We start from the raw sequence: 26,531 nt of genomic DNA on the forward strand, positions 1-26,531 counted from the left end.
GGGTGATGATCAGCCGGGCCCGCCGTCGACGGGAACCACGGCGATCGTCGCCTCGGCAGAGGATCCTGGCACCAGGCGGACGCTGTCACCCGGCCGGGCTGAGGAGAGCGCGCGGGGGTCGGCGGGGCGCGCGTGGTGGTAAAGGACGCGGCGTTGCACATCGTCAAGGAGGATCTGCCGACCAGCCAGGTTGACCAGGACCTGGCTGGTGAGCAGGAGGCCGAACTCCGGATCGGTGGGCAGCGGATCGCCGCAGGCACCTCGCGTCATGGTGATCTCCGACCAGGTGGTGCGGACCTTCTCGCCGCGCAGGAGGCGGGCCAGCTGGGTGAGTTCGCCGATCTGCTGGGGGGTGCTCTCGTCCATGTCGGGAATGGTCACACGTTGGAAGGTGTGGGCCTGCACGGCCAGCAGCGCATCGAGGAGGGTGAGCGTCCAGCGGGCCATGGCCACCAAGGGTGCGTCGCGCACTTCGGATTCATCCGGCCGCCCCAGCGAGGAGAGCGGCCGGCCGCCACGCACCGCTACGACCAGGCCGGTCGCGTTCGGAAGGTCGGCCACCAGTCGAACGGCGGGCAGCACCTCGGCCGGGGTCCGGCCGACGAGGGAGGACATGGTCAGCCGCACCCGGTCGCGGTCGGGCCCGTTCAGCAGGAACCGGAATTCCAAGACGCCGGAGCGGTCGGTGCCCGACAGCCACACGCCGGGGCCGTCCGCGCCTTGGGCGACGCCCACGTCGATCAGATCGAGCGTGTGCGCCACCGTGTCGCCCGCGCTCAGGAACCGGATCTCCAGGTCGGGCCGGTCCGCGTCGGGCTCGGTGGTGAGCATGAAGCTGAAGCGGCCCGAGCCGGGGGAGGTGAGCAGGCCTGGCGGCCCGGTCACACTGGTGACGGTGCCGGGCACGTCATGAAACGGGGCGCCGTAGCGCAGCCAGTCCTCGATCGCCTGCTGCTCGGGCGAACCGACCGGGACCTCGAGGTGCACCGAGGCGGTGATCGGCCGCAGCCGCAGCGACTCGGCGCAGCGGGGCAGCAGCCGCATCAGCAGGTAGGAGTCGGCGTCCAGTTGCCGGTAGTGCACCCAGGCCACCGGCACGGGGCTGTGCAGGTCGCCGTCCCACGCCTGCTCACGCACGCGGCCGGAGCGTATCTGCACCTCGTAGCGGTAGAAGGGGTCGACCTCGTTCAGTGCGGTGGCCAGGCTGCGCTGCCGGGCGATGACCGCCTGGAGCAGGTCCTCGCCGGGGGCTCCTTGGGGCACGTCCCGGCCGCCCTGCAGCGCGTCGGCCATGAGTCGCGCCAGGCGCTGCCCGCCGTCGCCGAAGTAGTACTCCACCAGCGCGGGATTGCCGGCGGCCAGGCCGTCGAGGGTGATGCCGCCCATCCAATGGGTGCGGATGCCATGGCCGGCGGTGAGCTGCTCCAGCCAGTCCAGCCGCTCGTTGGTGGGCTCCCACGGGGTGACCAGGGTCCAGGAGCGCACCGGCAGCACCGGCAGCGTTTCGGCGGTGAAGGTGTCCCAGGAGTCCTCCACGCTGGTCGCCTGCTTGGCCGTCAGTGCCCGGCTGTAGCGCTTGACCTGGTAGATGTCGTAGCCGTCGGGACTCCAGACCCGGACGTCGACGCCCCGGTCGCCGCGGGAGGGCGTGATCCGGTTGCCGTGCGGGTGCTTGAGCAGCAGCAGCGCCGCGACGAACTCCTCGACCTTCTCCCCGGGCTCGCGCTCCCAGTTCACCGTTGTCACGCGCCACATCCAACCAGGACAGCCCGACATTTCTCCCGCGGTCAGCCAGAGGCTTGGGCGGCGGCCATGACGCCGTGCACGGCCGCCGTGATGCGCTCGGCGGCCTGGTCGGGGTCGGGCCGGCCGGCATCCAGCCAGGCGATGACGGCCTCCAGGGTGAAGCCGGGGATCAGGTTGGCGGCCCAGTCCAGCCACGGCCCCTCCGGGATGACGCGCGCCAGGTTGCGGCGGCCGACCTCGCGCGATGCTGCGGTGATGGAGTCGATCAGCTCCCGGAAGTCCGGCTCGCGGGCCGCGTAGCGAAACAGCAGCCGGAACCCGTCGGGATCGGCCTCGGCGGCACGCAGCAGGGCAGGGATCGCGTTGTCGTCGAAGTCGTCGAACCCGGTGGCCTCGGCCAGCCGGACACACGCCCGGTCCAGAACGGCCCGGTAGAGGTCGGCCTTGGAGTCGAAGTGCCGGTACAGCATGGCCCGGGTGAGCTCGGCTTCGGCGGCGATGTCGTCCAGCCCGGTGACCGAATAGCCGCCGCGGGCGAAGGCGCGGGTGGCCGCGTCCAGGATCTGCTCACGCCGCTCCGCGCGGCGCAGCCTGCGCACCGGCTGAGCCGGCCCGGCCTCGTGCTGGCTCTGGCCCGCTTCAGTGCTCATCCCAACCTCCCACTTGTAGAAGTAAAAGTATACATGTAGCTTCTTATACATGATAGTCTACAAATCAGCATCTACTTCAGGAGGGGCTGTGTCCGATTCCGTGCAACTGCCGTTCGAACAGCCCGGTCCGCTGGAGCCACCGCCGCTGCTGCGCCGGTTGCAGGCCTCGGGCCCAATCCACGCCATCCGCACCGCTGTCGGCGATACCGGCTGGCAGGTCACCGGATATGAGGAGGTGCGCCGCCTGCTGGACGACGCCCGGCTCGGCCGCGCCCACCCCGAACCCGAACGCGCCTCCCGTACCGGAGAGTCGGAGCTGTTCGGTGGCCCTCTGGGCGGCTTCGACACCGAGCAGGCCGACCACCGGCGCATGCGCTCGTTGCTGCAGCCGCACTTCTCGCCCAAGCGCATGCGCGCCCTGCGCGGCCGCGTCGAGCAGCTCACCACCCAGCTGCTCGATGAGATGGAGAAGTCCGGGCCGCCGGCCGACCTGCACGCCGCGCTGGCGCTGCCGCTGCCGATCGCGGTCATCTGCGAGCTGCTCGGCGTCCCGTACGAGGACCGTGCGCAGTTCCGGGCCTGGACGCAGGACGCCGCCGACATCACCGACCGCACCCGCTCGGCACAGGGCCTGGGCGCACTGTTCACCTACGGGCAGCAACTGGTGGCCCGCAAACGCGCCGCGGGTGATGCGGACGGCGATGTGATCTCCCGGCTGGCCGCCACCGACGGGGTCAGCGATGACGAGGCCGCCGCGATGGGCATGTTCCTGCTGTTCGCCGGGCACGAGACCACGGTCACCGCGATCGGTAAGGGCGTGCTGTGGCTGCTGGCCACCCCCGGCCAGTGGCAGGCCCTGGTCGCCGACGCGTCCCGGATCGACGCCGCGGTGGAGGAGATCCTGCGCGCCCCGAGCCTGGGCGGCGGCGGCATCCCCCGCTACGCCCGCGAAGACCTGGACATCGCCGGCGTGCACGTGCGGGCCGGAGACCTGGTGCTGCTCGACACCGGCGCCGCCAACCACGACCCCGCCGTGTTCGCCGACCCCGACCGCTTCGACGTCGACCGGCCCGCCGTGCCGCACCTGGCCTTCGGGCACGGCGCCCGCTACTGCGTCGGCGCCCCGCTGGCCCGCATCGAGCTGCAGGTCGTCTTCTCCCAGCTCGCCGCCCGCTTCCCCACTCTGGAGCTGGGCTGTGCGGTGGAGGAACTGGCCTTCGACACCCGCACGCTGACCGGCGGGCTGACCGCGCTACCGGTGACGTGGTGAGCGCCATGAGCACCGTGAAGACGAGCAGAGCGCGGCCGCTGTTCGGCCGCATGTACCCCCGGATGGCCGCCGCCATGGACGAGGGCGGCATGACCGAACGTCGCCGCGAGCTGCTGGCCGGCCTGACCGGAGAGGTGATCGAGGTCGGCGCCGGGCACGGCGTCAACTTCCCGCACTACCCGGCCGAGGTGACACACGTGGTGGCGGTGGAACCCGAGCCGCGGCTGCGCGCGCAGGCGCAGGCCGCCGCCGCCGAGGCCGCGATTCACGTGGAAGTGGTGCCCGGCGTGGCCCAGAACCTGCCGGTCGCCGATCAGAGCGTGGACGCGGTGGTGTTGTGCATGGTGCTGTGCTCGCTGCCCGACGTCGGCGCGGCGCTGGCCGAGGCACGGCGGGTGCTCAAACCCGGCGGGCAGGTGCGCTTCCTGGAACACGGCCGCGCCGACACGCCCGGCCTGGCCCGGCTGCAGGACGTGCTGGACGCCACCATCTGGCCGCTCATGGTCGGCGGCTGCCACCTCGGCCGCGACGCCGAGACCGCGATCCAGCAGGCCGGCTTCCGCATCGACAGCCTGGAGCGCTTCCTGTTCCCGCCCTCGCGCACCCCGGTCTCCTTCCACGTCCTCGGCACGGCCGTGCCCGACAGCCAGACGTGAGCGACACGGCGCAACTCCCGCAGCAGAGATTCACCCCCGTGCCAGCCCGAGTCCGCTCACGCGGACGCCGACAACGACCGCCATCCCGCGTCATCCCGATGAGCAGGAGGAACGACATGACAACCGCCCCCCTCGCCCTGACCACGGCCACCTTCGAAGACGCCCTGGCCGGCGCTGGAACGCAGCCGTTCCTGGCCGACTTCTGGGTGCAGGGATGCGGCCCGTGCAAGGCGCTGGCTCCGGTACTGGCGGAGGCCGCCGCCGAGCAGGCGGACCGGCTCACCGTGGGCATGGTGCAGCTCGAGCACGCACCGGAGCTGGCTGCCCGATACGAGATCATGGCGCTGCCGACTCTGATCGTCTTCGTCGGCGGGCTGGAGAAGACGCGGCTGACCGGCGCTTCCACCAAGGCCGAGCTCCTCGCCGAACTGGAGGAGTTCCTGGCCTGAGTCCCACTGAGTCCCGCTGGGCCTATCGTCGGACACTTCCGGCCGGGAGCCGCATCGCTGCTGGCCAGGCTGGTTACGTAGGCGAGTAACGGCAGCGTCTGTCGGTCAGTTGTGACAGCGATCGTTCAGCGCGGGAAAAGATGTCGGTGAGAAGTAGCAGCACTCTTGGGCTCGCGGTGGGACGATGAGTGTGCTCCCACCGCGCTGGCGGAGGTGAGGCACTGGGCCGGCCTGGACACCGGCAGCGGTCCGGACCGGGCCAAGCTGGCCGCGATAGAGACGGTCCAAGCCAACGAGCTGGACCCAGCACGGCGTCCTTGGGCCGTTATCGCGGCAGGAAACTGACCGCAATTATCTCTAGCCTCACGGCATGGAGATGACCAAGCAAGATCCCGAACCCCGGGGTGAGAACACCGTTAACGGATTCGTTGTCGTTGACGGAGCCGCGCCTTTCATCGACTTCCTCATCGCTGTCTTTTATGCGACTGAGCGGGAGGAAGCCCGCACCCCTGACTTCTACGCCGGAGACGGAACGCTGATCCACGCCGAAGTCAGAATCGGCAACTCGTTGCTCATGGTCGCTGACCGTAAGGCCGGCTGGCCGTTCACCCCGGCCCTAACCCAGGTGTACGTCGCCGACCCCGAGGAGACGATGCGCAGAGCGGTCGAACGCGGTGCGACCGTCGTCACTCCGGTGTCTCCCTTCTACGGCGGGTACGGCATCGCCCGGTTCCTCGACCCTTGGCACAACCTGTGGTGGCTGTTCTCTCCAGCGGCGGAAACCAGTCCGGCGGCCGGGGAAGAGTCGAGCTGGGAGGAATCCGCTGAACCCGGCACTGTATACACGACGCTGCTCGAGACGATGGTCACGCTGGCCGACCCCCGTGCTGGTGGCACCGGATAGCCTGACCGGCATGTGGGATCTTCTGCTGCGGGGCGGGCCGGCTCCGAAGGAGCTTCCCACCCACGGCGGGCCGCTGACGGAACCGAGCCCGGCGCTTTGCCCCTCGGCCCCGTGACGGGAGCCAACGGTGCGCCGGCCTGCCGCTTCGGTGCCCCGTGGCAGGGTTGGATCATGACGCATTCGGGGGAGACGCTGGCCGAGCGGCAGCGCCGGCACTGGCAGGCCACCTACACCACCCATCCCGGCATGTACGGGCCGCAACCGTCGGATGCGGCGGTACACGCCGCCGGCGTCTTCACCGAGCAGGGCGCGAGCCGGGTGGCCGAGCTCGGCGCCGGGCACGGCCGCGACACCCTGTACCTGGCCCGGCGCGGACTGGCCGTCGAGGCGGCGGACTTCAGCGCCCCTGCGGTGGAGCAACTGCGCGCCGCCGCCGAGCAGGCGGGCCTCGGCGCCCGGGTGCGGGCATCCGTGCACGACGTACGCACGCCACTGCCGTGGCCGGACGCGTCACTGGACGGGTGTTCGCGCACATGCTGCTGTGCATGGCGCTGTCCACCCAGGAGATCACCGCTCTGGTCGGCGAGGTGGAGCGGGTGGGCGGGACATTCGTCTACACGGTGCGGCACACCGGCGACGCCCACTAGGGGGTCAGCCCACATAAGCCCAAAACCCACATTGAGTGGATCATGAACGGTGTTTCCGCTGATCGGCGGCCGACGAAGCCCTTGAGAGGAATCTGAAGGTCTCGGTTCGCTTACGGTGTGAACTCCGGCCTGTGCGCGTCCGCCAGGGCCTCGTAGGCGGTGGAGCGGCCGATCTTCAAGGTGCGGGCGGCCTCGGTGACGCTGACCCCGTCGTCGACCAGGCGGCGCAGGGTGGCCAGTTCGGCGGGGCGGATAGCGCGGGGGCGGCCGGTCTTCTTCTTGCCGGGCAGCTCCAGCTCATACTCGGCGGCGGCGGCCAGGACCGCGAACATGAAGCGGCCTTCTTTGGTGGGGTCGCAGTAGTCCCGGGAAAATTTTGGTCAGATTTGCCTGACCTGCATTGATGCAGTCCCCGAGACGGAAAGTCGCGGTTCGTTTACGGTGTGGGCCATGAGCGATGGCAGGCCGGAGTTCGGATACGGCGGCCCTCCGGTCGTACGGCGCCGGGATGCGCAATGCTGGAGATGTGAAGATCGAGGTCCTGGTGGTGCCTGACTGTCCCAACCAGCATCTGGCCGCCGAGCGGCTGCGGCAGGCGCTGGGCGAGGCTGGGCTGAGCACCACTGGCTTGACCACCCGCGTGATCGCTGACCAGGCTGAGGGCGAGCGGACGGGCTTGACCGGCTCCCTGACGATCCTGGTCGACGGCCGCGATCCGTTCGCCGAGTCGGGTGCCGCGCCGTCGCTGTCCTGCCGGCTGTATCGCACCCCGGACGGACCTGCCGGAGTACCTAGCCTCGACCAGCTCCGGCAAGTCCTCCGAGCGGCCGCCGACACTCTAAGCGGGTTCAGCCAATCCAGCTGAGAATCACCGGCCGTTCAGGCAGGACGGGCCATGTTCTAACCGGGCCATGTTCTAACCGGTGACGAGTACGGCGATGATCAGGAGGGCGATGACGGCGAGCGCGGTCAGCAGGAGCAGCCAAACCCGGCGTTCGAGTCGAGGCAGTGAGCGGCCGCGGGAAGGCCCCGCGCCGGACTCGACGTTGTGGATCGCCGTCATGCGCTCGACCAGCTGAGGATCCTCGCGCGCCAGCGCGTCCTCGATCTCGGCCAGGATGCGGCGTTCCCGCCAGGTCAGGGGCATGCCCATCCACTCTCTCACGTCAGCTCGAGCGCCCGTCCAACGGACAGCGCGGTGGCCTCGTCGGTGGCGACGGCCAGCCAGGAGGTGCCGTTCTTGTCCGCGCACAGCATGGACGCGCCATCGACCTCTGCCAGCCAGCTCGGCGCCGGCTCCAGGTCCTGGGCGGCTACCGCACGGGGGAACGGGCGGGCGGAGGCGATCACCAGCACGCGGCGGCCGTCGGGGTCGGCGTAGCTGTAGACGGTCGCCGGGATCTCGCCCAACTCCTCCTGGGCCGTGCCACGCCAGACGTAGGCACCGATGCGCGCCAACGGCGGGCCCGGCTCCTGCCCGAGGGGCAACGCATCGGCGCTCTGCAGCTCGGCGGCGGCCACGAGCGGGGCCGGCTGCGTCTCGGTCAGCCTCGGTACCATGGCCAGCGCGACGGCGATCAGCACCGCCACCGCGCCGGCGAGCAGCAGGTACGGCCAGCGCCGCCGCTGCGGCTCGGTGTCCAGCTCCGCGACGCCCCGGATACGCTCCCGGGTCGAGGGCGGCGCCACCACGCGCAGGGACTCTGCCAGCATCCGGCCCTGCCGCGCGGTGGTGGCCTCTGCCCAGCAGTGGCGGCAGTCCAGCATGTGCCGCTCGAACCACAGGCGGCGCAGCGCGCCGAGCTCACCGGCCAGGTAGGCGGCGGCGTCGCGCTCAGGATCGTGGCGCATGCGGCTTCACCCCCTGTACGGCTTGCGCCAGCTTCTTGCGCCCGCGATGCACCCGGGCCAGGACGGTACCGCGCGGCGCGTCGGTGATGGCCGCGGCCTCGGCCGCGGTGAACCCGCACAGATCCATCAAGATCACTGCGATGCGCTGTTCCTCGGGCAGGTGGTGCAAGGCCGCCTCGATCAGGCAGTGGGCGATCGCCTCGCCTGCCACATCGGCCTGACCGGGGGGATCGTAGCCGGGCGGGAGCAGGGTTTCGGCATGGGTGGCGCTGCGGCGCAGCCGGTCGCGGCCGGCGTTGAGGCAGATGGTGGCCAGCCATGCGGCGGCGTTGCGCGGGCGGCGGCCGTCGATCCAGGCCGCCCACGCCCGGGCGTAGGTCTCCTGCACCAGGTCCTCGGCATCGGCCGCCGTCGGCGTCAGCCTGCGGGCCAGATTGTAGACCAGGTCCGCCGCGGGCATGGTGGCCCGCAGGAATCGCTCCTGGCCCCCGCTCATGTCTCCGGGTCCGTGCTCGTCAGGTCATCGGGCCGGAGCCCGCTCGGCCGATCCGATGGCTAGGAAGCCCTCGCTGCGGCGCACGCCGGATCCGTAGAAGAAGAACGCCAGCACGGTGCCGAACACCACATGGGCGAACAGCTCGAACGGCTGGTTGGCGTCGCCGAAGACCGGAAACAGCAGCGGTGAGAGCAGCAGGAAGTTGACCACGTACAGCAGCGCGCCGTACACGGTGCCGACCAGGGCGGCGGTGCCATTGGTGCGCAGCATGGGCGCGATCAGCGCGAACACGATACCGAAGGCCGCCGACAGCACCAGGTGGACGGTCAGGCCGACCCAGATGCTGGTCTGACCGGCCATGATGGCCTGCTTGCCGCCTTGGACGATACTGGCGATCATGTGCAGGGGCATCTCGGCCTTGCCCGGCGGTTGGGTTGAGGCGAACCACATGGTGACCCCGGCGAAGATCATGCCAGAGACCACGCCGCCTATGACGCCGCGAACCAACCGACCGGCAACAGGTTCAGCAGCCATGACGCCGCTCCTTTACGACCTGGTCTTTTGTCTTTGCTACCCCTACGGACGGATGTCAGGCGGCGCTGATTGCGCCAGCCTCCAGATCGATTCGCAAAAGTTGGCGGCGGACAGGCGAGCGGCCGAAGGGGCTCACGCTGGCTGAGGTCCGCGTCGTGTTGGCCATCCGCGAGGTCGGCTACCGCCGAGTCGAGCCTGACCTCGACGATCGGCCCCGCCGAGCTGGCCACCCTGCGCCGCCTGGTCGACGACGGCATCTCGGTCACCGAAGCCGCCCGCACCCTCAAAGTCGGCCGCTCCACCGCCCATGCAGGGTCACGCTGTTGGTCCGCTCCCCTCGGGAGCAGAGGCCAGACAGGACAGGAAGGGGGAGCGTCCGCGGAAGCCGCGGTGGAAGCGCCCAGGCGGGCCTGTGCCGAGGAATTCGTCCAGCCACGCCTGGTGTTCTACCTTCTCGTTGCGGATCGCCTGGGCCAGGGCAAAGGTGCGTTGATCTCTGCCTTCAGTGAGACCGCACAGATCACCATAAGGGTGGGCGGCGCGTCGTACGTCATCGATGAGTGCCGTCACCGGATCCCATGTGCCGGCGGAGCTGTCCTCCGGCGGCGTATGCCTGCCTTGCAGGAACTGCCGGATGTCCTCAGGGAGCCTTCCATCCAGCTCATAGATGCGGCCGACGAGCGCGTCGAAATGGCGGCGGTCCTCATCGCGGATGTCCTTGAGGATCTGGCGTAGTTCCTCCTCGGCGAAACCGAGCGGATGAGCGGTCAGGATCGTGTAGCGGTAGACGGCGCTCAGCTCCGCTGTGGCGGCGGCGGTGAGCCGGTCGATCAGGATGTTCACATCGAGGCCCGCTTGCTCGACGACTTCGCGCGCGCTGATCATGTCGGCTCCAGGGTCGGTTCCGGGCGGTCAGGTTGCGGAGGGTTCCAGCGGGGCGCGTTCCTTGGGGTTGAGCGCGAGGAAGGCCACCCCGGCCAGGGCGCCGCCCGCCAGGTCGGCCAGGAGCCAGATCCAGATCTTGTCCCAGGCGAACAGCCCCATCCAGGCGGCGCCGACGGCGACCGCCGGGTTGAAGGCGCCACCGGAGATGCCGCCGACCGCGAACGCGCCGGCCGCCACGGTGAATCCGATGGCCAGACCGTAGAAGCTGTTACCCGGATGGTCCCTGCTGGTGGCCGCGTTCAGCACCACGTACGCGAGCGCGAACGTGAACAGCGCCTCGGCCAGCAGCGCGACCCCCAGCTCCCGCCCCGAGGGCGACAGCGCCGGCACACTGCCGGGATTGACGATGTAGGAAGCGGTGAGCGCGGCGAGAATGCCTCCGGCCAGTTGGGCGATCCAGTACGGGACGGCGTCGGCCAGGTTGAGTCGGCCGCGGAGCAGCACGGCCAAGGTCACGGCGGGGTTGTAGTGGGCGCCGGAGACGTGTCCTCCGGCGTACACCATGACCATCAGGATGGCGCCGATGGCCACGGGAGCCAGGGGCGTCTTTGTCAAGACCGTGGCACCGACCGTGAGAACCAGGAAGAACGTTCCGATGAACTCCGTGATGTAGCGGCGCATGGACTGTCCTCTCCACTTGTGGGACCGAGACCGATCACGCTCCGCGGCAGCGCATCCAGAGCGTGCCATGAGCCTCGGAATGAGGAGATTGCGGGCTTCTTACGGACGCTTACGGCTCTTTACGGCTCGCCAACCGGACATGAGGGCCCTTGCAGGATGGCCCGGCGTCCGCTAGCGATGTGCACGCTCAATCACCCCAAACCCCACATGCCGATCGGCATATAGGCCGACGGCACGAACGTTCAGGTAAGCGGCGGTGCCTTCCAGCAGCCCGTGGAAGCTTGAGGGCCGCCGCGTTGGCGTGTCCAGGGAAGGCGCCGCACCAGCTTCTAGTCGGTCGTGCGGGCTGCCCTCGCCGTCATCGGGTTGTAAGAAGTGACGCGGAGCAGCACTTCTATGATGAATCGCATGATCCCAGTACGAACCGCGGCCGCGATAGCGACAGCAGCACTGCTGGCGGCCGGGTGCGGCGGGCCAGGGCAAGACGGGGCGGAGAGCGGCACCACGTCGGCCCCTGTGACCTCCACCATGACCTCCGCGCCGACGGCGTCCCCCTCGACCTCCGTAACGCCCGAGCCGACCGCGTCGCAGGAGACGGCGAGCAAAGGTTCCGTGCCCGCCGCGCTGGAGTTCTCCGCCTGGACGCTGGACGGTGAGACTTTCCAGGGGGCGAGCCTGGCCGGCAAGCCCGTGGTCTTCTGGTTCTGGGCGCCGTGGTGTCCCAAGTGCATGTCCGAGGCGCCGCACGTCAAGGCCGCCGCCGCCCAGTACGGCGACGTCGCCTTCGTCGGCGTGGCCGGGCTGGACACCGAGGCGGCGATGAAGGAATTCGTCCAGCGCACCAAGACGGAGAACTTCCCGCATCTCTCGGACGAGAAGGGAGCCGTGTGGACGAAGCTGGGCGTCAGCCAGCAGTCCACGTTCGTGTTCATGAAGCCTGACGGCACCACCGCCAAGGCGTCCGGGCCGCTCGGCAAGGATCAGCTGGACGAGCTCGTCCGCGCGCTGCGCGACGGGTGACGGCGGTGCCCGGACCTTTCGACGGGGCAGCGGCGCCCGGACCCCGCGGCGGGGGAGCGCCCGCGTGAGCTCCGCCGACCTCCCGCTCGCCCTGGCGCTCACCGCCGGCACCGTGGCCGCGTTCAACCCGTGCGGCTTCGCCATGCTGCCCGCCTACCTCACCCTGCTGATCAACGATGAGGAGACCACACGCCGCGGTCCCGTCGGACGGGCGCTGATGCTTTCGGCGGCCATGACCGCCGGATTCGTCACGATCTTCGGCCTGTTCGGGCTCGCGGTGACCGCGCTGGCGGTGTCGGTGGGCGGCTACCTGCCATGGGCGTCCCTGGCCATCGGCGCGTTCCTGGTCGGGCTGGGTGTCTGGTTGCTGTCCGGCCGTGAACTGCTGCTGCGCCTGCCGGGCCTGGCCACCGGCCGCCCCACCACCTCACCCCTGTCCCTGTACGGGTACGGGCTGTCGTATGCGGTGGCCTCCCTGTCCTGCACGGTCGGGCCGTTCCTCGCGGTCACCTCGGCGTCCCTGTCCGGCGGCGGGCTGCTCGGCGGCGTGGCCGCCTTTGCGACCTATGCGCTCGGCATGGGCCTGGTCATCGCCGTGCTGTCGCTTGCGGTGGCGTTCGCCCGCGCCGCCGTGGTCGCCAGGCTGCGGCGCCTGCTGCCGTACGTGTCCAGAGCCAGCGGCGGCCTGCTCACCCTCGCCGGCATGTACGTCGTCTACTACGGCTGGTACGAGCTGCGCGTCTACGCCGGAGCCGACGCCGACGACCCGATCGTGAGCACCGCGACCGCCGTACAAGCCACCATCGCCGGCTGGCTTGCAGGACTCGGCACCGGCCCGATCATCGTCACGCTCGCCGTGCTCACCATCGGGGCGCTCGCCCTGCGCAAGGCACGACGGCGCGATCGCACCCCTGAGTGATGACGCAGGGGCGGCAGGCCGCGGCCTGTGTCTCTCATCCACCTTGGGTTGCCTTCCAGGCCGCATCCCCCTATCTTGGAATGACTGTTCCAAGATAGGGGGATGGCACGTGCCGGACGTCAAGCACTTCGACCCTGACGTGGCGCTGGACCAGGTGGTGCGCCTGTTCTGGGAGTGCGGCGCCGACGTCACCGGCATCGCCGAGGTCGTGCAGGCCACCGGGCTGAGCCGGTCCAGCCTGTATGCGACCTTCGGCGGCAAGGAGCGGCTGCAGGCCGCCGCACTGCGCCGCTACCTGGAACGGCAGTCGCGGCCGGTGTTCGACGCGCTGGCCACCGACGAGCGTGGCCTGCCCGCCATCACCGGCTTCTTCGAGCGGCTGGTGGCGGCGCGCTGCACCGGCGAGCACGCCCGCTGGGGCTGCCTGGTCACCAACACCCACACCAGCGCCGCCCGTGAGATCCCCGAGATCCAGCAGGTTCTGGACGCCCACCACACCGCACTGCGGGCCGCGATGCACGCCGCGCTGGAGACGGCCCGTGAGCGCGGACAGGTACGTCCTGACCTGGACCTGGAGGCGGGCGCGGAGACGCTGGCGCTGCTGGCCTACGGGGTCAACCTGCGCTCACGGGCCGGAGCCGAGGCAGCCGACCTGCTGGCAGGCATGCGCGCCGTCCTGGATGGTTTCACCCGCACTGAGGAGAGATGATGATCGATTTTCGGATGTACGACGAGAGCGACGCCCCCGAGGCGGCGCGCCCGATGCTGGAAGCGGCCAAGAAGCGCATGGGGTTCGTGACCACGCTGAACGGGGTGATGGCCGAATCGCCCGAACTGCTGGCCGGCTACAACGCGCTGGCCGAGCAGTTCGGCCGCTCCTCACTGTCGAGTGCGGCCAAGCATGTCGTGCTGATCACCGCCAGCGTGGTCAACGGGTGCGAGTATTGCGTGGCCGCCCACTCCACTTTGGCCCTGCGGACGCGGATGCCGGACGAGGCGGTCGACGCCCTGCGCGCAGGCAAGCCACTGCAGGACCGGGCGCTGGAGGCGGTCAGGCGGCTCACCCAGACGATGGTCGAACGGCGCGGCTGGTTGGAGGAGGACGAGATCGAGGCGTTCCTGGCCGCCGGTCTGACCCGCCGCCACGTGCTGGACATCGTGCTGGGCGTCGGGATGAAGACGCTGTCGAACTACACCAACCACATCGCCCACACCCCGCTGGACCCGGCCTGGCAAGACCAGGAGTGGACCCGCGAGCAGGCGACGCCCTGACCGTCCACACCTTGTGGCGGGTGCCGCCCGGGGCGCCCGGGCGGCACCCGCCGATCGTCAGGTCTACGGGGTTGAGAAGGTGCTTTGATCCCTGACCGGTCTTTCAGCGGGCGCGAAAGACCTTGTCGGGGGGCTATCACCCGCAGTGACCCTCACCCAGCTCCACCTCTGTGAGCAGCCAAGACAGCGCTGATGGCCTCCTGGACGGCGGCGCGCCAGGGCAGCTGCGCGTCCACGCCGGTGATGGTCAGTACGCGGCCGGCGGATCCGTGGAGCTGGTCAAAGTCGGACAGATGCGTGGCGGCGGCTCCACCTGCCAACCTGATCAGGTCTGCCGAGACTCGGCTCCTGACTGCTGCTGCCTCCACGTCCGGCCGAGCTCAACCGGCTCGACCAGCCGGCGTCGCTCAGTCCTTAGCCGTCGACGCCGAGCCAGCGAGCAGCCGCCTCGTTGCCGGGGTACATCAGCTCGACCCGCAGCTCGCTGAGCGTGACGTCGTGAGTGGAGTCGAACCGGGCGACCAGCACGAAGAGCTCGAGCACGTCGTCACCGATCCGTACCCGGGCGCACGTCATCGGGCCGTCGTCGGTGACGGTCCCAGGCGGCAACGGGCCGATCAGTTCCGCTGCCCGCTCGAGGAGTGCGTGCAGCCGCCGATCGCGTGTCCGGTCGGCCTCGTGTCGCTGTCGTGTGAGCCAGGAGGTGGCCACCTCCGGCCAGTTCTCGATCGCATCCCGCCACGGCCCCGGCCCGAAGGTGCGGTCGACCAGTTCCTCGGGTGTCAGCCCGACGAGACCGGGGGTCACGCGTTCGAACGCCGCGTTGGCGCGCAGGACGGCGCCGTACCTGTCGACGACCGCGGCCGGCAAGGGCTCGTGGCGTCGAAGGAGTGAGTCGATCGCGGAGCTGTAGCGCATCAGCTGGTCGTCCTCCAGCGGCCGCTGCGGGAACCGGGCGGGCAGCCCGGCGGCCTCGAGCAGCGCGTTGTGCTCGCGGGGCTGCAGGCCGAGGGCCTCGGCCAGACGCTGCACCAACTCCACGCGGGGGCGGCTGCGCCCGGTCTCCAGGAACGACACGTGCCGCGTGGTGGTCGAGGCGCGCTGGGCCAGCGCGAGCTGCGTCAGTCCGCGCGCGCGGCGCCACCGGCGTAACTGCCTCCCGAACGGTCCGGCGCCGACGCCGGCATCGTTGTCGGCATCGTTCATGACGTCGAGCGTATGGCTGACCACGATTCCCCGGGCACGATTCCCTCGGAGGGAATCGACAGCATTCCCCTGGAGTCTCACGCTGGTGTCGTGAACTCACGACGCGTGTTGGTGGCAGCAGCGGTACTCACCGGTGGAGTCGCCGTGGCGCTGGCGGTGCTTCCCACGAGCATGCTGGGCTCGCTGCTGGATGTCGACGGCCCGGCCGCGACTGCCTTCCTGGTGCGCCGGTACGCGGTGTCGGCCACGGCCGCGCTGTGCGTCGCGATCATCGGCATCGCTCGTCGATCGAGCCCGGAGCGCGCCGCCCTGCTGGCCGTGGCCACGTGGTTCGCCGTGCAGGGCATCGTGGCGCTGCTGGGGCTGGCCACCGGGGATGTCGGCGGCCTCGCGTGGGTCGCCGTCGTCGCCGACCCGCTGCTCGCTGCCGGGTTCCTCCTCGCCTCGCGCGGCGCAGGCTCGAGGTCGTCCCGCGCCTTACCTGCGTAGCGTCTTGTGAGCGCATGCCCCACGGTCCGCGGCCGACCGAGCGGCTCGCAGGATCCACGCGTGTTGCTGAACGGGTCGCTGAACGGGGCGACCGACATGTGGGGGTTGTCCACGGTGAGCGTGACCGGTATTCGTCGCCGTGGGTTCGGCTGAGCCTGGTTGACGTCGAGCCGTCGGCTGGTCGTCGGTTCGAGCACCACGTCGTGACTATGCGTGCGGCCACGATGGTTGCGCTCCTTGACGAGGAGTGGGGAGCACGTCGGCCTGATGTGGCGGCATCGATTCGCGCCAGACCTGTGGAACTGGGAATTGCCCGGCGGCCTGGTGGAGGACGGCGAGGACTCCGCCGTGACGGCACAGCGCGAGGTCCTCGAGGAAGTGGGAGTTGCCGTCAAGTACCTGCGCCATCTGGTCACGTTTGAGCCAGTCGTTGGGATGGTGCGCAGTCCCCACCACGGTACGGGGGGAGCGTCGATGGGGTGCCGTCAGACCCCCACCGAGCGCAACGAGGGCAGCGGGCTGCAGTGGATCCGCCCCGACTCGATCGGGTGCCACACTGACAGAAACGGGCCGCGGGACAGCGTAGCCGCTGTTCAGCGTTGAGCCAGCGCCTCGTATGCGGTGGAGCGCCCGATTTTGAGCGTGCGGGCGGCCTCGGTGACCGAGACGCCGTCGTCGACCAGGCGGCGCAGGGTGGCCAGCTCAGCGGGGCCGATGGCGCGCGGCCGGCCGGTCTTCTTCTTGCCGGGCAGCATGGCGCCGGTGGCTTCGCGGCGTTTGGCGGCGGCGATCCCCTCGGCCTGGCGCTCGGCACGCAGCTCCAGTTCGTACTCGGCGGCCGCGGCCAGGACCGCGAACATGAAGCGGCCTTCTTCGGTGTCCAGGTCGAAGTTCTCGGTGAGGGACACGACCTTGACGCCGCGCTCGCGCAGTTCGGTCACCACGGTCAGGACGTGTGCGGCCGAGCGGCCCCACCGGTCGGACTTCCAGAACTTCAACGTGTCGCCGGGGGACAGCGCGGCCAGGGCGGCGGCGAATTCGGGACGGTCGCCGCGCAGACGGCTGGAGACCTTCTCCTTGAACAAGACGTCGTAGCCGTCTTCGGCGAGGGCGTCGAGCTGGAGCTGCGGGTTCTGGTCGCGGGTGGAAACCCGCGCGTAGGCGATCGTGCGGCCCATCGGCTCCTCGTGGCGTCGCGGGTAGGGGGTCAGGGCGCCTGGAGGTATTGGCATCCCAGACTGGAACGATGAACCGGAGTTGCTGTCACCGATTTGACACTCTGCGCGATGATGGCTGCTGACCTGCATCGGGGCGATCGAGGCAGGAGCTCGAGCAGTCGATCTACAGGGTGGGAGGGCAGATGTGATGGCAGTGCCGACGATGACGCCGCAACAGCGGGCGAAGGCCTTGGAGAAGGCGGCCGAGGCTCGCACGGCGCGTAGCGCGCTGTTGGCCCGGGTGAAGTCCGGGACAACCAGCGTGGCGGAGGTGTTCGGCCGTAGCGGCGAGGAACTGGTGAAGAAGACCCGGGTGGCGCAGGTCCTTCGCGCGGTTCCCGGTTTCGGGCCGGCGAGGGTCGCGGCGCTGATGGCCGTGTCGGGGGTGGCTGAGAAGCGCCGGGTCGGCGGACTGACCAGGCAACAGCGGGAGCGTCTGCTGCAGGCGCTAGTTGGCTGATCGCCGAAGATCAGCCGGGCGTGGGCCCGCATCCACACCGATTCGTTGGTGCCGCGCTGGGGCCTTGGGACCTGTCTCCACTGCGGAGTGCCGTAACTGCGTTCCGCCGAGATGAGGAGGACCAGGCGCCGCGCCGCGGCGCCCCGGGGTCGCCGTCGGCAAGAAGCCGCGCTCGCGGGGCGGCCGCGAGCCAGTCCTCATATCCAACTTGCCGTTACAGGTGGTGATCATGTTGATACGAGCGGTAGCGTGCCGGTGGCCGGATCCTCTGTGGAGGGGGAGAGGCCGGCCACGTGTTGGTTGGGCATGCGGCGCCCCGAGCGCGGACGCCGCATGCGCCGGCAACGGGCGCCTGCTGTGAGGAACCGCGTGCGTGGCGTGGTTCGTTAGGCGGGGCGAAGGTCGATCGCCGAACGTTCGGGAGTCGCAGCGTGGAAATCACCGGCATCATCTCCGCCATCATCATCGGCCTGGTGATCGGCGCCTTGGGGCGGCTGGTCATACCAGGCCGCCAGCGCATCCCGATCTGGCTGACGCTGCTGATCGGCGTGGGCGCGGCGCTGATCGGCACCGGCATCGCGGCCAGGTTGGGCGTGGCCGACACCCGGGGCATCGACTGGATCGAACTCGGCATCCAGGTCGCCCTGGCGGCGCTCGGGGTCTCGCTGACGGCGGGCCTGTATGGCAGGCGCCGCGAGTAGAGCACGGGGGCGCAAGCACGGCCGCGGGTCATCTGCCCGTGGCCGTTGCTGATTCTCAGTCAACCTCCAGAAAGGGTCGGTAACCTCGCCTTCCATGATGTGGCAGCGCAGGATCAACGGCGCGCTGGCCAGGTACACCGGATTCCGAGTCGAACGGGTAGGGAAAGCAGGGCAAGCAGCGTCGCGACCGATGAAGACCGCTGAGGTGACCCTCCGGCCTCCGCCCGATCCCGGCGTCGACCGTCTGCTTACCGCCCCTGTGTTTGTCCTCTCCCCCGTCCGGTCCGGCTCGACGTTGCTGCGTTCGATGCTGAACGCCCACCCGGACCTGCACGCTCCGCACGAGCACGTGCGCCGGCTGAACGTGGGCTTCGGCACCGGGCTGGCGGAAAAGGCGATGGCGGCGCTCGGGCACAACCTGGCCGATCTGGAGCACTTGTTGTGGGACCGGGTGCTGCATCGCGAGCTGGTGCGCAGCGGCAAGCGGTTCATCGTGGACAAGACGCCGGCCAACGCCTTCGCCTATGAGCGGATCGCGGCGTGCTGGCCGGACGCCCGGTTCGTGTTCCTGCTGCGCCACCCGGCCTCGATCGCGACCTCCTGGCACGAGGCCAGCCCGGACAAGCGCACCCCGCAGGAGGCGGCGGCCGACGCGCTGCGCTACATGAAGGCGACCGAGCGGGCCAGGAGCGCGCTGCCGGGGCTGACGGTGCGCTATGAGGAGTTGACCGCCGAGCCGGACAAGACCAGCCGCGCGATCTGTGACTTCCTGCAGCTGGCGTGGGCGCCGGAGATGCTCTCCTATGGCCGGCCGGACGTGGCGGTCAAGGGGCTCGGTGACTGGAAGGACAAGATCCGCTCTGGCGCGGTGCAGCCCGGCCGCGGTCTGCCCCGGCCCGAGGAGATTCCCGACGTGTTGAAGGACATGTGCCGGACCTGGGAGTACCTGCCGTGAAGATCCGTTACATGCTGCTGCACGCCTACGGCATGGGCGGCACCATCCGCACGGTGGTCAATCAGGCCAATGCGATGGCCGAGGCCGGTCACGAGGTCGAGATCGTCAGTGTGGTGCGGCGGCGGACCAAGCCGCAGTTCGCCATCGACAAGCGGGTTGCTTTGTCTGCGCTGGTGGACCAGCGCGACGGCGTTGCCGCCGACTCACTCGCCCGCAAGGTGTGGCGGCGGGCCCGCGGCAAGATGGTGCCGTACGGGGAGTTCGCCGCCGAGTACTTCACCGAACGGGTCGAGACGGCGGTCATCGACTACGTGTCCGGCCTGCACGACGGCATCCTGGTCACCACCCGCCCGGCGCTGAACCTCATCTCCGCCCGCCGCGCGGGCAAAGGGGTGATCCGGGTGGCGCAGGAGCACATGAACCTGGCCGCCTACCACCCGGCCGTACGCGACCAGATCAGCCGCCATTACGGTCGTTTCGACGCGGTGGTGGTGCTGACCGAGACCAGCTGTGCCGAGTATCGGGCGCTGCTGGCGCGTACGCCGGTGGTACGCATTCCCAACGCGGTGCACATGGACGATCGCAAGCACTCCGACCAGAGCAACCCGATCGTGATCGCGGTCGGCCGGCTGGTGCCGCAAAAGGGCTTCGACATGCTCATCGACGCCTTCGCGGCCGTCGCCGCGGACTATCCCGGGTGGCGGTTGCGCATCTTCGGCACCGGCCCGTCCCAGGATCGCCTGCAGGAGCGGATCGACGAGCACGCCATGGGCGAGCGGATCGCTTTGATGGGTCGCAGCGACCGCATCCACGAGGAACTGGCACGGGCGTCGATCTACGCGCTCAGCTCTCGGATCGAGGGGCTGCCGATGGCGATGATCGAGGCGATGGGCCATGCGCTGCCGATCGCCGCCTTCGACTGCCTCACCGGCCCCGCCGACGTGCTCACCCCCGGCAAGGACGGGCTGCTGGTGCCGCCGCGCGACGTCGAGGCGCTGGCCGCAGCATTGCGGCGGCTGATGGGTGACGGCGAGCTGCGACGGCGCCTGGGCGCCGCCGCCGCCGAAACGGCGCTCGACTACACGCCGGAGATGGTGATGCCGCTGTGGGAGGACCTGTTCGCCGCCCTGCTCAGCGGCGAGCCGATCGCCGACGATTATTGGGCGGCCCGCTGACCGAGTGCTGCGGCTCGGTCAGCGGGCTGGGCGCCGGACTGGTCTGCTACCAGTCGCCGTCTCCGCCTTCCTCCTCATCGCCTTCGAAGATCTCCTCGATGACCTCGCCCGCCACCAGGCCGCCGACTACGCCGGCGGCGCCGGCCGCGGCCACCGTTCCCCAGCCCGGGCCACTACGGTGCTCGTGGTGCTGCTCGTGGTGGCCGTGGTGCTGCGGGTGGCCGTAGCCGCCGTGGTGGTCGCCGTAGTGTTCGCTGTGGCCGTCGTGGTGGCTGCTGTGATGACTGCCGTGTCCGTACTGGGTCAGGCCGGACAGCCAGCGGTCGAGCTCGCTGGGCCAGTCGGTGTGCAGGGCGTCGTCGTGGCTGATGGTGAAGCGGCCGATGGCGTCGCCGGAGTAGCGGCCGGCGCGTTTGTCGGCCTCGAGGATTACCTCCAGCCCGTGCGGGCCGGCGACGAAGGTGAGCTCGACCTCGCCGACGACCCCGTGGTGTGGGGCGGGTGGGTAGAACTCGATCTCCTGGTAGAACGGCAGCTCCTGGTGCACGCCGTACAGGTGGCCCGCTTCCAGGTCGGCGGACTTGAAGTGGAAGCCCAGATCCAGGAACGCCTGCAGGATGCGCAGCTGGGACGGTAGCGGCTCGACCGCGACCTCATCCAGGTCGCCCTTGTCGACGGCCTTGGCGATGGCCAGCTCGGTGCGCACGCCCAGCGCCATGCCGGTCAGGTGCCGGCCGCCGATCTCGCTGATCGGGGTCTCCCACGGCACCGGCATCTGGAAGCCGATCACCTTGTTCTCGCCCTTGCGCAGGGTGAACGGGCCGGAGACCTGGGCGCGGGAGAACTCGCCGAGCCCGGCGCCCTCGCCGTCGCCGTGCTCGATCTCGACCCGGGCGACCAGGCCGAGGGTGATGTGCTCGATCTCGGCGTCGAAGTCGCCGCCGGCCAGGCGCACTTCGCCGGACAGCATGCCGCCCGGCTGGATCTGCGGGGTGGCCAGGACGGTGTCCACCGAGGGGGCGCCGACACCGAAGGCGCCCAGCATCCGTTTAAAGACCACGACTTGTTCTCCCTGTCGACGATTGGCGGCATGGTCATGCCGCCCGCCTAAACGATCAAGGGGAGTGCAGGGTTCCAGCAGTGAGGACAACCTTCCCCCGAGGCTGCCCCGAAAAGAGTCGAATGGCCAAGATATGGGGGGGTTCATCCCCCGGTTGCGGGAGACGAGCGAGGGCCCCACCTTTGGAGGCGGTGACCGGTCGCCACGCCGGTGGCGCCTCGCGTCCATGCTCGCGTCCATGCCCGCTTATTGCCGGGCGGCGGTGGTCAGCTGTGGCTCGCGGGTGGCGGAGTGTGGCCGTTGGCGGGCGGCGCACCGCTGAGCGGGCTCCCAGTGGAGGCAGTAGCGGTGGAGGTAGTAGCGGTGGAGGTAGTAGCGGTGGAGGTAGTAGCGGTGGAGGCAGGAGAGGCGAGGGCGGAGGGTTCGCGCGTCAGCAGCTGGTCCAGTTTGGCGTTGACGGCGGCCAGTTCCTGCCGCAGCGTCTGCAGTTCGGCCTGGGTTTGGGTTTCGGCCGGGGAGGGCTGGTTCTCGTGCATGGCGTTGACCACGACCGCGATGAACAGGTTCAGCGCGACGAAGGTGGACATCAGGATGTAGGCGATGAAGAAGATCCACGCCCACGGCTTGTGGGCCATCACCTGCTTGGCGACGGTGCCCCAGTCGTCGCCGGTCATGATCTGGAACAGGGTGAACAGCGAGCGGGGCAGCTCGTCGAAGCGTTCGGGCACGACCTCGCCGAACAGGGCGGTGGCGATCACCGCCGCGATGTAGATCATCAGAGCGAGCAGGCCGATGATGGAGGCCATGCCCGGCACCGCGGACAGCAGCGCGCCCACCACGCGGCGCATGCTGGGCACTGCCGAGACCAACCTGAGCGCGCGCAGGATCCGCAGCGCCCGCAGCACCGAGGCCGGGCCGGAGGCGGGCGCCAGCGCGATCGCCATGATGACGGTGTCGAACCAGTTCCACGGATCGGAGAAGAAGGCGCGGCGGTAGACATACAGCCGGGCGGCGATCTCAGTCGTGAAGACCGCCAGCGCGATCCTGTCGACGGCGTGCAGCAGGCCGCCGGCGCGCTCCATCAGATGGGAGCTGGTCTCCATGCCAATGGTGATGGCGTTAATCACGATGACGGCGATGATCGCCCGCTGCACGAGACGGTGTTCCAGGACGAGGCGAACGCGTTCTTGTCCCGACAACTGCGACAGCTCCCTGCTCCGAGGACCACAATGGTTGATCACCAGTTGATCATCGTAGGCGTGCATGGGAACGGCCCGTAGCAGGGCAGGCGTGAGGCATCGATCACATCCGGCACTTTGCCGACGCATCGCCCGTTACCCCGGGTGATGTGCCCCGGTCGCGGCCGGCGTGCGCCGATCGGCTAGCGTCCATCGCAGCGCATGCGGGCGGGCCTGCCCGCATGCGCCTCACGTGCCGGCGCACGCACTGGTAAGGACAGGAAGGGAACGGTGGTGGCGTCCGTGTCAACGGACCCGAGGAGACCGATCACGCGCGACCGATCGCCAGGACGGGGGCGGGGCCGATGAGTGTGGCGCTCGGCCTGCTGGCCATCTTCCTGCTCACGCTGGCCACCGGCTACTTCGTCGCCCAGGAGTTCGCCTACGTCAGCGCCGACCGGCTCGCCCTGTCGCAGCAGGCCGCCGCGGGCGACAAGAAGGCGGCCAAAGCCGTCAAGGTGATGGGCCGGCTGTCGTTCATGCTGTCCGGCGCGCAACTCGGCATCACCGTCACCGCGCTGGTGGTCGGCTTCATCGCCCGCCCGGCCCTGGCCGAGCTGATCGCCCCCGCCCTGACCGCGTTCGGCATGCCCGCCGACATGGTCGGCGCGGTGGCGCTGGCGGTCGGCTTCGCGCTGGCCACGATCATCCAGATGGTGCTGGGCGAGCTGGCCCCGAAAAACCTCGCCCTGGCCCGGCCCGAGCCGCTGGCCCGCGCCCTGGCCACCTCCACCCTGCTCTACCTGAAGATCGCCGGGCCGATCATCAAACTGTTCGACACCGCCGCCAACAAGCTGCTGCGCGCCGTCGGCATCGAACCGGTCGAAGAGCTGCACCACGGCGCCACCCTGGAAGAGCTCGGCCACATCATCGGCGAGTCCGAAGCCCACGGCCACCTGCCCGGCAGCCAGGCCGACGTCCTGGAACGCGCCCTGGCCTTCTCCGAGCACACCGCCGAAGAAGTCATGGTGCCCCGCGCCGACGTGGTCGCCGTCGCCGCCTCGGCCACCGTGGCGGAGCTGGACGAGCTCATCGCCAAACGCGGCCACACCCACTACCCCGTCCTCGGCGCCACCCTGGACGACGTGGCAGGGCTGGTCAGCCTGCGCGACGCGGCCGCCGTACCGCCCGAGAAGGCGTCCACCACGCGCATCGCCGACATCACCCGCGACGTGCTGATCGTGCCGTTCTCCCTGTCCCTGCCGGACCTGGCCGCCCAGCTGCACGCCCGCGGTGAGGAGGTGGCCTGCGTGGTCGACGAGCACGGCGGCCTGGCCGGCCTGGTCACCTGGGAGGACGTGGCCGAAGAGCTGGTCGGGGAGATTGCCGACGAGAACGACGCCGAGACGCCCCGTGTGCTGCGGCGCGGCGACGACTGGGAGCTGGACGCCGCCCTACGCATCGACGAGATCGCCTTGGAGACCGATCTGAACCTGCCGGACGAGGACGAGTACGACACCCTGGCCGGGCTCATCCTGCACCGGCTCGGCCGCTTCGCCGTCCCCGGCGACGTCGTCACCGCCGAACTACCCGCCACCCTCGACCCCAGCGCGGCCACCCACGCCCGGATCGAGGTGCTGACGCTGGACCGGCACGTCCCCGAGCGCGTCCGCCTCACCCCCCACCGCCCCGACGGCCACGATGGCCGGGAAGGCGAGGAGCAGCCGTGAACCTGTCCATCGGCCTGGCGCTGACCCTGGTCCTGCTGATCGGCAACGGCTTCTTCGTCGCCGCAGAGTTCGCCCTGGTCGCCGCCAAGCGCCACCGGCTGGAGAAGGCCGCCGCCGGTGGCAGCAGAGCGGCCGACGCCGCCCTGGCCGGCATCAAGGAACTGTCACTGATGCTGGCCGGCGCCCAGCTCGGCATCACGCTGTGCTCGCTCGGCCTGGGCGTGGTCTCCGAACCGCTGATCGCCGGCACGCTCACCCCGCTCTTTCACGCCGTGGGCCTGCCCGAGGCCGCCGCGCACGCGGTGGCGTTCGTCATCGCGCTGGCCGTCGTGACGTTCCTGCACATGGTGCTGGGCGAGATGGCACCGAAATCCTGGGCGATCGCTCACCCCGAACGCTCGGCGACGCTCCTTGCGCTGCCGTTCCGCGGCTTCACCCTGCTGGTACGCCCGCTGATCAGCGCACTGAACGCGGTCACCAACGGCCTGCTGCGGCTGTTCAAGGTGCGCCCGCGCGAGGAGGGCGCCAACCCGCGCACCCCGGAGCAGCTGCAGCACCTGGTGGCCGAATCCCGCCGGCTCGGGCTGATCGAGGCCGACGACCACGCCGTGCTCAGCCAGGCCCTGCGCGCCCCCCACGCCGACATCACCCCACTGATCACCTCACCCGGCCAGATCATCGCGGTGCCCGCCACTGCCACCGCCCAGCAGGTGATCGACGCCTGCCTACGCGCGCAACGCTCCCGCCTGATCGTCGGCACCCCCACCGACCCGGCCGGCGTGGTGCACATCCGCGACGCCTACCTGGCCCGCAAACGCGGCACCGACGTCACCGCCGCCCAGCTCGCCTACCGGATCCCGGCACTCCCGCCCGGCACCTCGGTCACCGACGCCGTCGCCCGGCTGCGCGCCGCCCGCAGCCAGATCGCCCTCATCCGCGCCGACGACGGCACCACCGCGGGCATCGTCAGCCTCGACGACCTGCTCACCACCCTGCTGGTGCCCGCCTGAACGCACTGCCCGGCCCTCGGCTGCTTGAACTGGGGTTCAGAACGCCAGCAGGAATTCATACAGGTTCAGCGACCACACCAGCAGCCATAACACCACGGCGGGAGCGCGGATCAGCCCGCGCCTCGCCCCACCCTTCAGCACGCGAAACACGCCGCCTTCCCTCGACGATGATGACAGCCTCCAGTCTGCGTGCCCGCCACCGCTCGTGGGCGGCGCAAGCCCTCCCTTCCCGGCCTCGGGCAGCTCGGCTCAGGCCTCTCCCGGGGGTGCGCCGTCAGCGAAGCCGCAGGCCGCTTCGACCCCCCAAGACGTACGCGCCGCAGACTTTGCTTGTCTCCTCAACGCCATCCCGCCCTGATCGCGCACGGATCGGCGCAGCAAGCCTGATCACCGAAGCCGACACTCTCCTGGCGAGGCCACGCCACAACCGGCCAGGCGCGGGTTGCGTCCACGGGAGTGGTGTACGAGTTTGACCTGGTCACAGGCGTGGCGTCGTGAAATGAAGACGGCCATCGCGTGATCCTTCGAGTAGCAAAGATCAAGATTCGAAGGAGAACCAGGCGATGGCCGTAGATCCCAGTGTGACGCCCGAGCAGTGGCTGGCGAAGCAGATCGAGACCGACGACCCCGACTTGTTGCGATCCATGGTGAAGACCATGGCCGAAGCGTTGATGTCGGCCGAGGCCGACACCCTGTGCGGCGCCGCATACGGCGAGCGCAGCGGCGAGCGGACCAACTCCCGCAACGGCTACCGCAAGCGCGAGTGGGACACCCGGGCGGGGACGGTTCAGCTGGCGATTCCGAAGCTGCGATCGGGTTCGTACTTCCCGGACTGGCTTTTGGAGCGTCGGCGGCGGGCCGAGCAGGCGCTGATCAGCGTGATCGCCACGTCCTATCTGCTCGGCGTGTCGACCCGCCGGGTGGACAAGCTGGTCGAGCAGCTCGGCATCAAGCACATCTCCAAAAGCCAGGTCAGCCAGATGGCCAAGGTGCTCGATGAGCAGGTCGAGGCGTTCCGCACCCGGGCGCTGGACGCCGGCCCGTACACCTTCGTCTGGCTGGACGCTTTGACGCAGAAGGTGCGCGAGGGCGGCCGGATCATCAACGTGCACTGCCTGGTGGCCACCGCGGTCAACGCCGACGGCCGGCGCGAGATCCTCGGCCTGGACGTCACCAGCGCCGAAGACGGCGCCGGCTGGCTGGCCTTCCTGCGCAGCCTGACCGCGCGCGGCCTGTCCGGCGTGCAACTGGTCATCTCCGACTGTCACGCCGGCCTCGTCGCTGCGATCGGCGCCACCCTGCCTGGCGCCTCCTGGCAAAGATGCCGCACCCACTGAAGCTGTGAGGAAATAAGGCGTTGCTTTCTGATC

General features: G+C 69.8%; 31 protein-coding genes and 2 pseudogenes. 20 read left to right on the plus strand and 13 right to left on the minus strand.

From position 1 onward, the window contains the following. Positions 1-9 precede the first annotated feature (9 nt). Complete coding sequence (locus Q9G87_RS51845; protein WP_305924093.1) at positions 10-1,746, minus strand: PDDEXK family nuclease; 1,737 nt, start codon at positions 1,744-1,746, stop codon at positions 10-12. Positions 1,747-1,787: 41 nt separating this feature from the next. Continuing rightward, a complete protein-coding gene (locus Q9G87_RS51850; RefSeq protein WP_305924094.1) occupies positions 1,788-2,396 on the minus strand; it encodes a TetR/AcrR family transcriptional regulator in 609 nt (202 codons plus the stop codon). An 88-nt stretch (positions 2,397-2,484) separates the two neighbouring features. On the opposite strand from Q9G87_RS51850, the gene Q9G87_RS51855 reads away from it, so the two are divergent. The 6 genes and pseudogenes from Q9G87_RS51855 (at position 2,485) to Q9G87_RS51880 (ending at position 6,322) form a co-directional block, all read left to right on the plus strand. Beyond that, positions 2,485-3,666 carry a cytochrome P450 gene (locus Q9G87_RS51855; protein ID WP_305924095.1) on the plus strand — a complete coding sequence of 394 codons (1,182 nt, stop codon included), beginning with the start codon at positions 2,485-2,487 and terminating at the stop codon, positions 3,664-3,666. A gap of 5 nt (positions 3,667-3,671) precedes the next feature. Next, positions 3,672-4,322, plus strand: a complete 651-nt coding sequence (locus Q9G87_RS51860; RefSeq protein WP_305924096.1) for a class I SAM-dependent methyltransferase — start codon at positions 3,672-3,674, stop codon at positions 4,320-4,322. 116 nt (positions 4,323-4,438) lie between these two features. Beyond that, on the plus strand, positions 4,439-4,771 hold the full coding sequence (locus tag Q9G87_RS51865) for a thioredoxin family protein (RefSeq protein ID WP_305924097.1): 333 nt from the start codon (positions 4,439-4,441) through the stop codon (positions 4,769-4,771). A 370-nt stretch (positions 4,772-5,141) separates the two neighbouring features. After that, complete coding sequence (locus Q9G87_RS51870) at positions 5,142-5,675, plus strand: VOC family protein (RefSeq protein ID WP_305924098.1); 534 nt, start codon at positions 5,142-5,144, stop codon at positions 5,673-5,675. Between the two features lie 246 nt (positions 5,676-5,921). Then, positions 5,922-6,146 (plus strand): annotated as a pseudogene (locus tag Q9G87_RS51875) (class I SAM-dependent methyltransferase); the annotation flags it as partial. A 26-nt stretch (positions 6,147-6,172) separates the two neighbouring features. Next, the gene (locus Q9G87_RS51880; protein WP_305924140.1) at positions 6,173-6,322 is read left to right on the plus strand and encodes a hypothetical protein; all 150 of its coding nucleotides are present in this window, start codon (positions 6,173-6,175) and stop codon (positions 6,320-6,322) included. Between the two features lie 110 nt (positions 6,323-6,432). Here the strand turns inward: Q9G87_RS51880 and Q9G87_RS51885 are convergent, their stop codons facing one another. Next, the gene (locus tag Q9G87_RS51885; protein WP_305924099.1) at positions 6,433-6,654 is read right to left on the minus strand and encodes a helix-turn-helix domain-containing protein; all 222 of its coding nucleotides are present in this window, start codon (positions 6,652-6,654) and stop codon (positions 6,433-6,435) included. Between the two features lie 194 nt (positions 6,655-6,848). On the opposite strand from Q9G87_RS51885, the gene Q9G87_RS51890 reads away from it, so the two are divergent. Next, complete coding sequence (locus tag Q9G87_RS51890; RefSeq protein WP_305924100.1) at positions 6,849-7,187, plus strand: thioredoxin family protein; 339 nt, start codon at positions 6,849-6,851, stop codon at positions 7,185-7,187. Between the two features lie 51 nt (positions 7,188-7,238). Here the strand turns inward: Q9G87_RS51890 and Q9G87_RS51895 are convergent, their stop codons facing one another. The 6 genes from Q9G87_RS51895 to Q9G87_RS51920 form a co-directional block, all read right to left on the minus strand. Next, on the minus strand, positions 7,239-7,475 hold the full coding sequence (locus Q9G87_RS51895; protein ID WP_305924101.1) for a DUF3040 domain-containing protein: 237 nt from the start codon (positions 7,473-7,475) through the stop codon (positions 7,239-7,241). Positions 7,476-7,483: 8 nt separating this feature from the next. Beyond that, positions 7,484-8,173 (minus strand): hypothetical protein, encoded by a 690-nt coding sequence (locus Q9G87_RS51900; RefSeq protein ID WP_305924102.1) that lies wholly within the window; start codon positions 8,171-8,173, stop codon positions 7,484-7,486. Further along, the gene (locus tag Q9G87_RS51905; protein WP_305924103.1) at positions 8,157-8,669 is read right to left on the minus strand and encodes an RNA polymerase sigma factor; all 513 of its coding nucleotides are present in this window, start codon (positions 8,667-8,669) and stop codon (positions 8,157-8,159) included. Before Q9G87_RS51905 ends, Q9G87_RS51900 begins: the two co-directional genes overlap by 17 nt. A gap of 24 nt (positions 8,670-8,693) precedes the next feature. After that, complete coding sequence (locus Q9G87_RS51910) at positions 8,694-9,203, minus strand: hypothetical protein (protein ID WP_305924104.1); 510 nt, start codon at positions 9,201-9,203, stop codon at positions 8,694-8,696. A 315-nt stretch (positions 9,204-9,518) separates the two neighbouring features. Further along, positions 9,519-10,088: a ferritin-like domain-containing protein gene (locus Q9G87_RS51915; RefSeq protein ID WP_305924105.1), complete on the minus strand. Its 570-nt coding sequence runs from the start codon at positions 10,086-10,088 to the stop codon at positions 9,519-9,521. Positions 10,089-10,115: 27 nt separating this feature from the next. Next, positions 10,116-10,769 (minus strand): MIP/aquaporin family protein, encoded by a 654-nt coding sequence (locus Q9G87_RS51920; RefSeq protein ID WP_305924106.1) that lies wholly within the window; start codon positions 10,767-10,769, stop codon positions 10,116-10,118. Positions 10,770-11,177: 408 nt separating this feature from the next. Between Q9G87_RS51920 and Q9G87_RS51925 the strand changes: the two genes are divergently transcribed. From Q9G87_RS51925 to Q9G87_RS51940, 4 genes are all read left to right on the plus strand, one after another. Then, positions 11,178-11,789, plus strand: coding sequence for a TlpA family protein disulfide reductase (locus Q9G87_RS51925; protein ID WP_305924107.1), 612 nt, complete (start codon positions 11,178-11,180; stop codon positions 11,787-11,789). 64 nt (positions 11,790-11,853) lie between these two features. Further along, positions 11,854-12,708 carry a cytochrome c biogenesis CcdA family protein gene (locus Q9G87_RS51930; protein WP_305924108.1) on the plus strand — a complete coding sequence of 285 codons (855 nt, stop codon included), beginning with the start codon at positions 11,854-11,856 and terminating at the stop codon, positions 12,706-12,708. Positions 12,709-12,817: 109 nt separating this feature from the next. Next, a complete protein-coding gene (locus Q9G87_RS51935) occupies positions 12,818-13,417 on the plus strand; it encodes a TetR/AcrR family transcriptional regulator (protein WP_305924109.1) in 600 nt (199 codons plus the stop codon). After that, a complete protein-coding gene (locus tag Q9G87_RS51940; RefSeq protein WP_305924110.1) occupies positions 13,414-13,980 on the plus strand; it encodes a carboxymuconolactone decarboxylase family protein in 567 nt (188 codons plus the stop codon). The genes Q9G87_RS51935 and Q9G87_RS51940 overlap by 4 nt, the downstream gene beginning before the upstream one ends. 414 nt (positions 13,981-14,394) lie before the next feature. On the opposite strand, the gene Q9G87_RS51945 is transcribed toward Q9G87_RS51940, so the two are convergent. Next, the gene (locus Q9G87_RS51945) at positions 14,395-15,186 is read right to left on the minus strand and encodes a helix-turn-helix domain-containing protein (protein WP_305924111.1); all 792 of its coding nucleotides are present in this window, start codon (positions 15,184-15,186) and stop codon (positions 14,395-14,397) included. A 90-nt stretch (positions 15,187-15,276) separates the two neighbouring features. Here Q9G87_RS51945 and Q9G87_RS51950 point away from each other — a divergent pair, with 90 nt between their 5' ends. Both Q9G87_RS51950 and Q9G87_RS61090 read left to right on the plus strand, forming a co-directional pair. Further along, the gene (locus tag Q9G87_RS51950) at positions 15,277-15,675 is read left to right on the plus strand and encodes a hypothetical protein (RefSeq protein ID WP_305924112.1); all 399 of its coding nucleotides are present in this window, start codon (positions 15,277-15,279) and stop codon (positions 15,673-15,675) included. Between the two features lie 213 nt (positions 15,676-15,888). Then, positions 15,889-16,278: an NUDIX domain-containing protein gene (locus Q9G87_RS61090; protein ID WP_371825966.1), complete on the plus strand. Its 390-nt coding sequence runs from the start codon at positions 15,889-15,891 to the stop codon at positions 16,276-16,278. On the opposite strand, the gene Q9G87_RS51955 is transcribed toward Q9G87_RS61090, so the two are convergent. Further along, complete coding sequence (locus tag Q9G87_RS51955) at positions 16,269-16,853, minus strand: recombinase family protein (RefSeq protein WP_305924113.1); 585 nt, start codon at positions 16,851-16,853, stop codon at positions 16,269-16,271. The genes Q9G87_RS61090 and Q9G87_RS51955 overlap by 10 nt on opposite strands. A 187-nt stretch (positions 16,854-17,040) precedes the next feature. Between Q9G87_RS51955 and mihF the strand changes: the two genes are divergently transcribed. The 4 genes from mihF (at position 17,041) to Q9G87_RS51975 (ending at position 20,183) form a co-directional block, all read left to right on the plus strand. Then, positions 17,041-17,352 (plus strand): integration host factor, actinobacterial type, encoded by a 312-nt coding sequence (gene mihF, locus Q9G87_RS51960; protein ID WP_305924114.1) that lies wholly within the window; start codon positions 17,041-17,043, stop codon positions 17,350-17,352. A gap of 431 nt (positions 17,353-17,783) precedes the next feature. Beyond that, positions 17,784-18,053 carry a GlsB/YeaQ/YmgE family stress response membrane protein gene (locus Q9G87_RS51965; RefSeq protein WP_305924115.1) on the plus strand — a complete coding sequence of 90 codons (270 nt, stop codon included), beginning with the start codon at positions 17,784-17,786 and terminating at the stop codon, positions 18,051-18,053. A 190-nt stretch (positions 18,054-18,243) separates the two neighbouring features. Further along, on the plus strand, positions 18,244-19,008 hold the full coding sequence (locus Q9G87_RS51970; RefSeq protein ID WP_305924116.1) for a sulfotransferase family protein: 765 nt from the start codon (positions 18,244-18,246) through the stop codon (positions 19,006-19,008). Further along, positions 19,005-20,183 carry a glycosyltransferase family 4 protein gene (locus tag Q9G87_RS51975; RefSeq protein WP_305924117.1) on the plus strand — a complete coding sequence of 393 codons (1,179 nt, stop codon included), beginning with the start codon at positions 19,005-19,007 and terminating at the stop codon, positions 20,181-20,183. Before Q9G87_RS51970 ends, Q9G87_RS51975 begins: the two co-directional genes overlap by 4 nt. A 46-nt stretch (positions 20,184-20,229) precedes the next feature. Here Q9G87_RS51975 and Q9G87_RS51980 read toward each other — a convergent pair whose 3' ends face one another. Together Q9G87_RS51980 and Q9G87_RS51985 are read right to left on the minus strand one after the other, a co-directional pair. Then, positions 20,230-21,243, minus strand: coding sequence for a sporulation protein (locus Q9G87_RS51980; RefSeq protein WP_305924118.1), 1,014 nt, complete (start codon positions 21,241-21,243; stop codon positions 20,230-20,232). A gap of 266 nt (positions 21,244-21,509) precedes the next feature. Next, complete coding sequence (locus Q9G87_RS51985) at positions 21,510-22,508, minus strand: ion transporter (RefSeq protein WP_305924119.1); 999 nt, start codon at positions 22,506-22,508, stop codon at positions 21,510-21,512. Between the two features lie 278 nt (positions 22,509-22,786). Here Q9G87_RS51985 and Q9G87_RS51990 point away from each other — a divergent pair, with 278 nt between their 5' ends. The 3 genes and pseudogenes from Q9G87_RS51990 to Q9G87_RS52000 all read left to right on the plus strand — a co-directional run. Beyond that, a complete protein-coding gene (locus Q9G87_RS51990) occupies positions 22,787-24,151 on the plus strand; it encodes a hemolysin family protein (RefSeq protein ID WP_305924120.1) in 1,365 nt (454 codons plus the stop codon). Next, positions 24,148-25,161, plus strand: coding sequence for a hemolysin family protein (locus tag Q9G87_RS51995; protein ID WP_305924121.1), 1,014 nt, complete (start codon positions 24,148-24,150; stop codon positions 25,159-25,161). The genes Q9G87_RS51990 and Q9G87_RS51995 overlap by 4 nt, the downstream gene beginning before the upstream one ends. Positions 25,162-25,724: 563 nt before the next feature. Further along, a pseudogene (locus Q9G87_RS52000) lies at positions 25,725-26,495 on the plus strand (IS256 family transposase); the annotation flags it as partial. Positions 26,496-26,531 lie beyond the last annotated feature (36 nt).

This window comes from Nonomuraea turcica (genome assembly GCF_030718205.1).
Taxonomy (GTDB): domain Bacteria; phylum Actinomycetota; class Actinomycetes; order Streptosporangiales; family Streptosporangiaceae; genus Nonomuraea.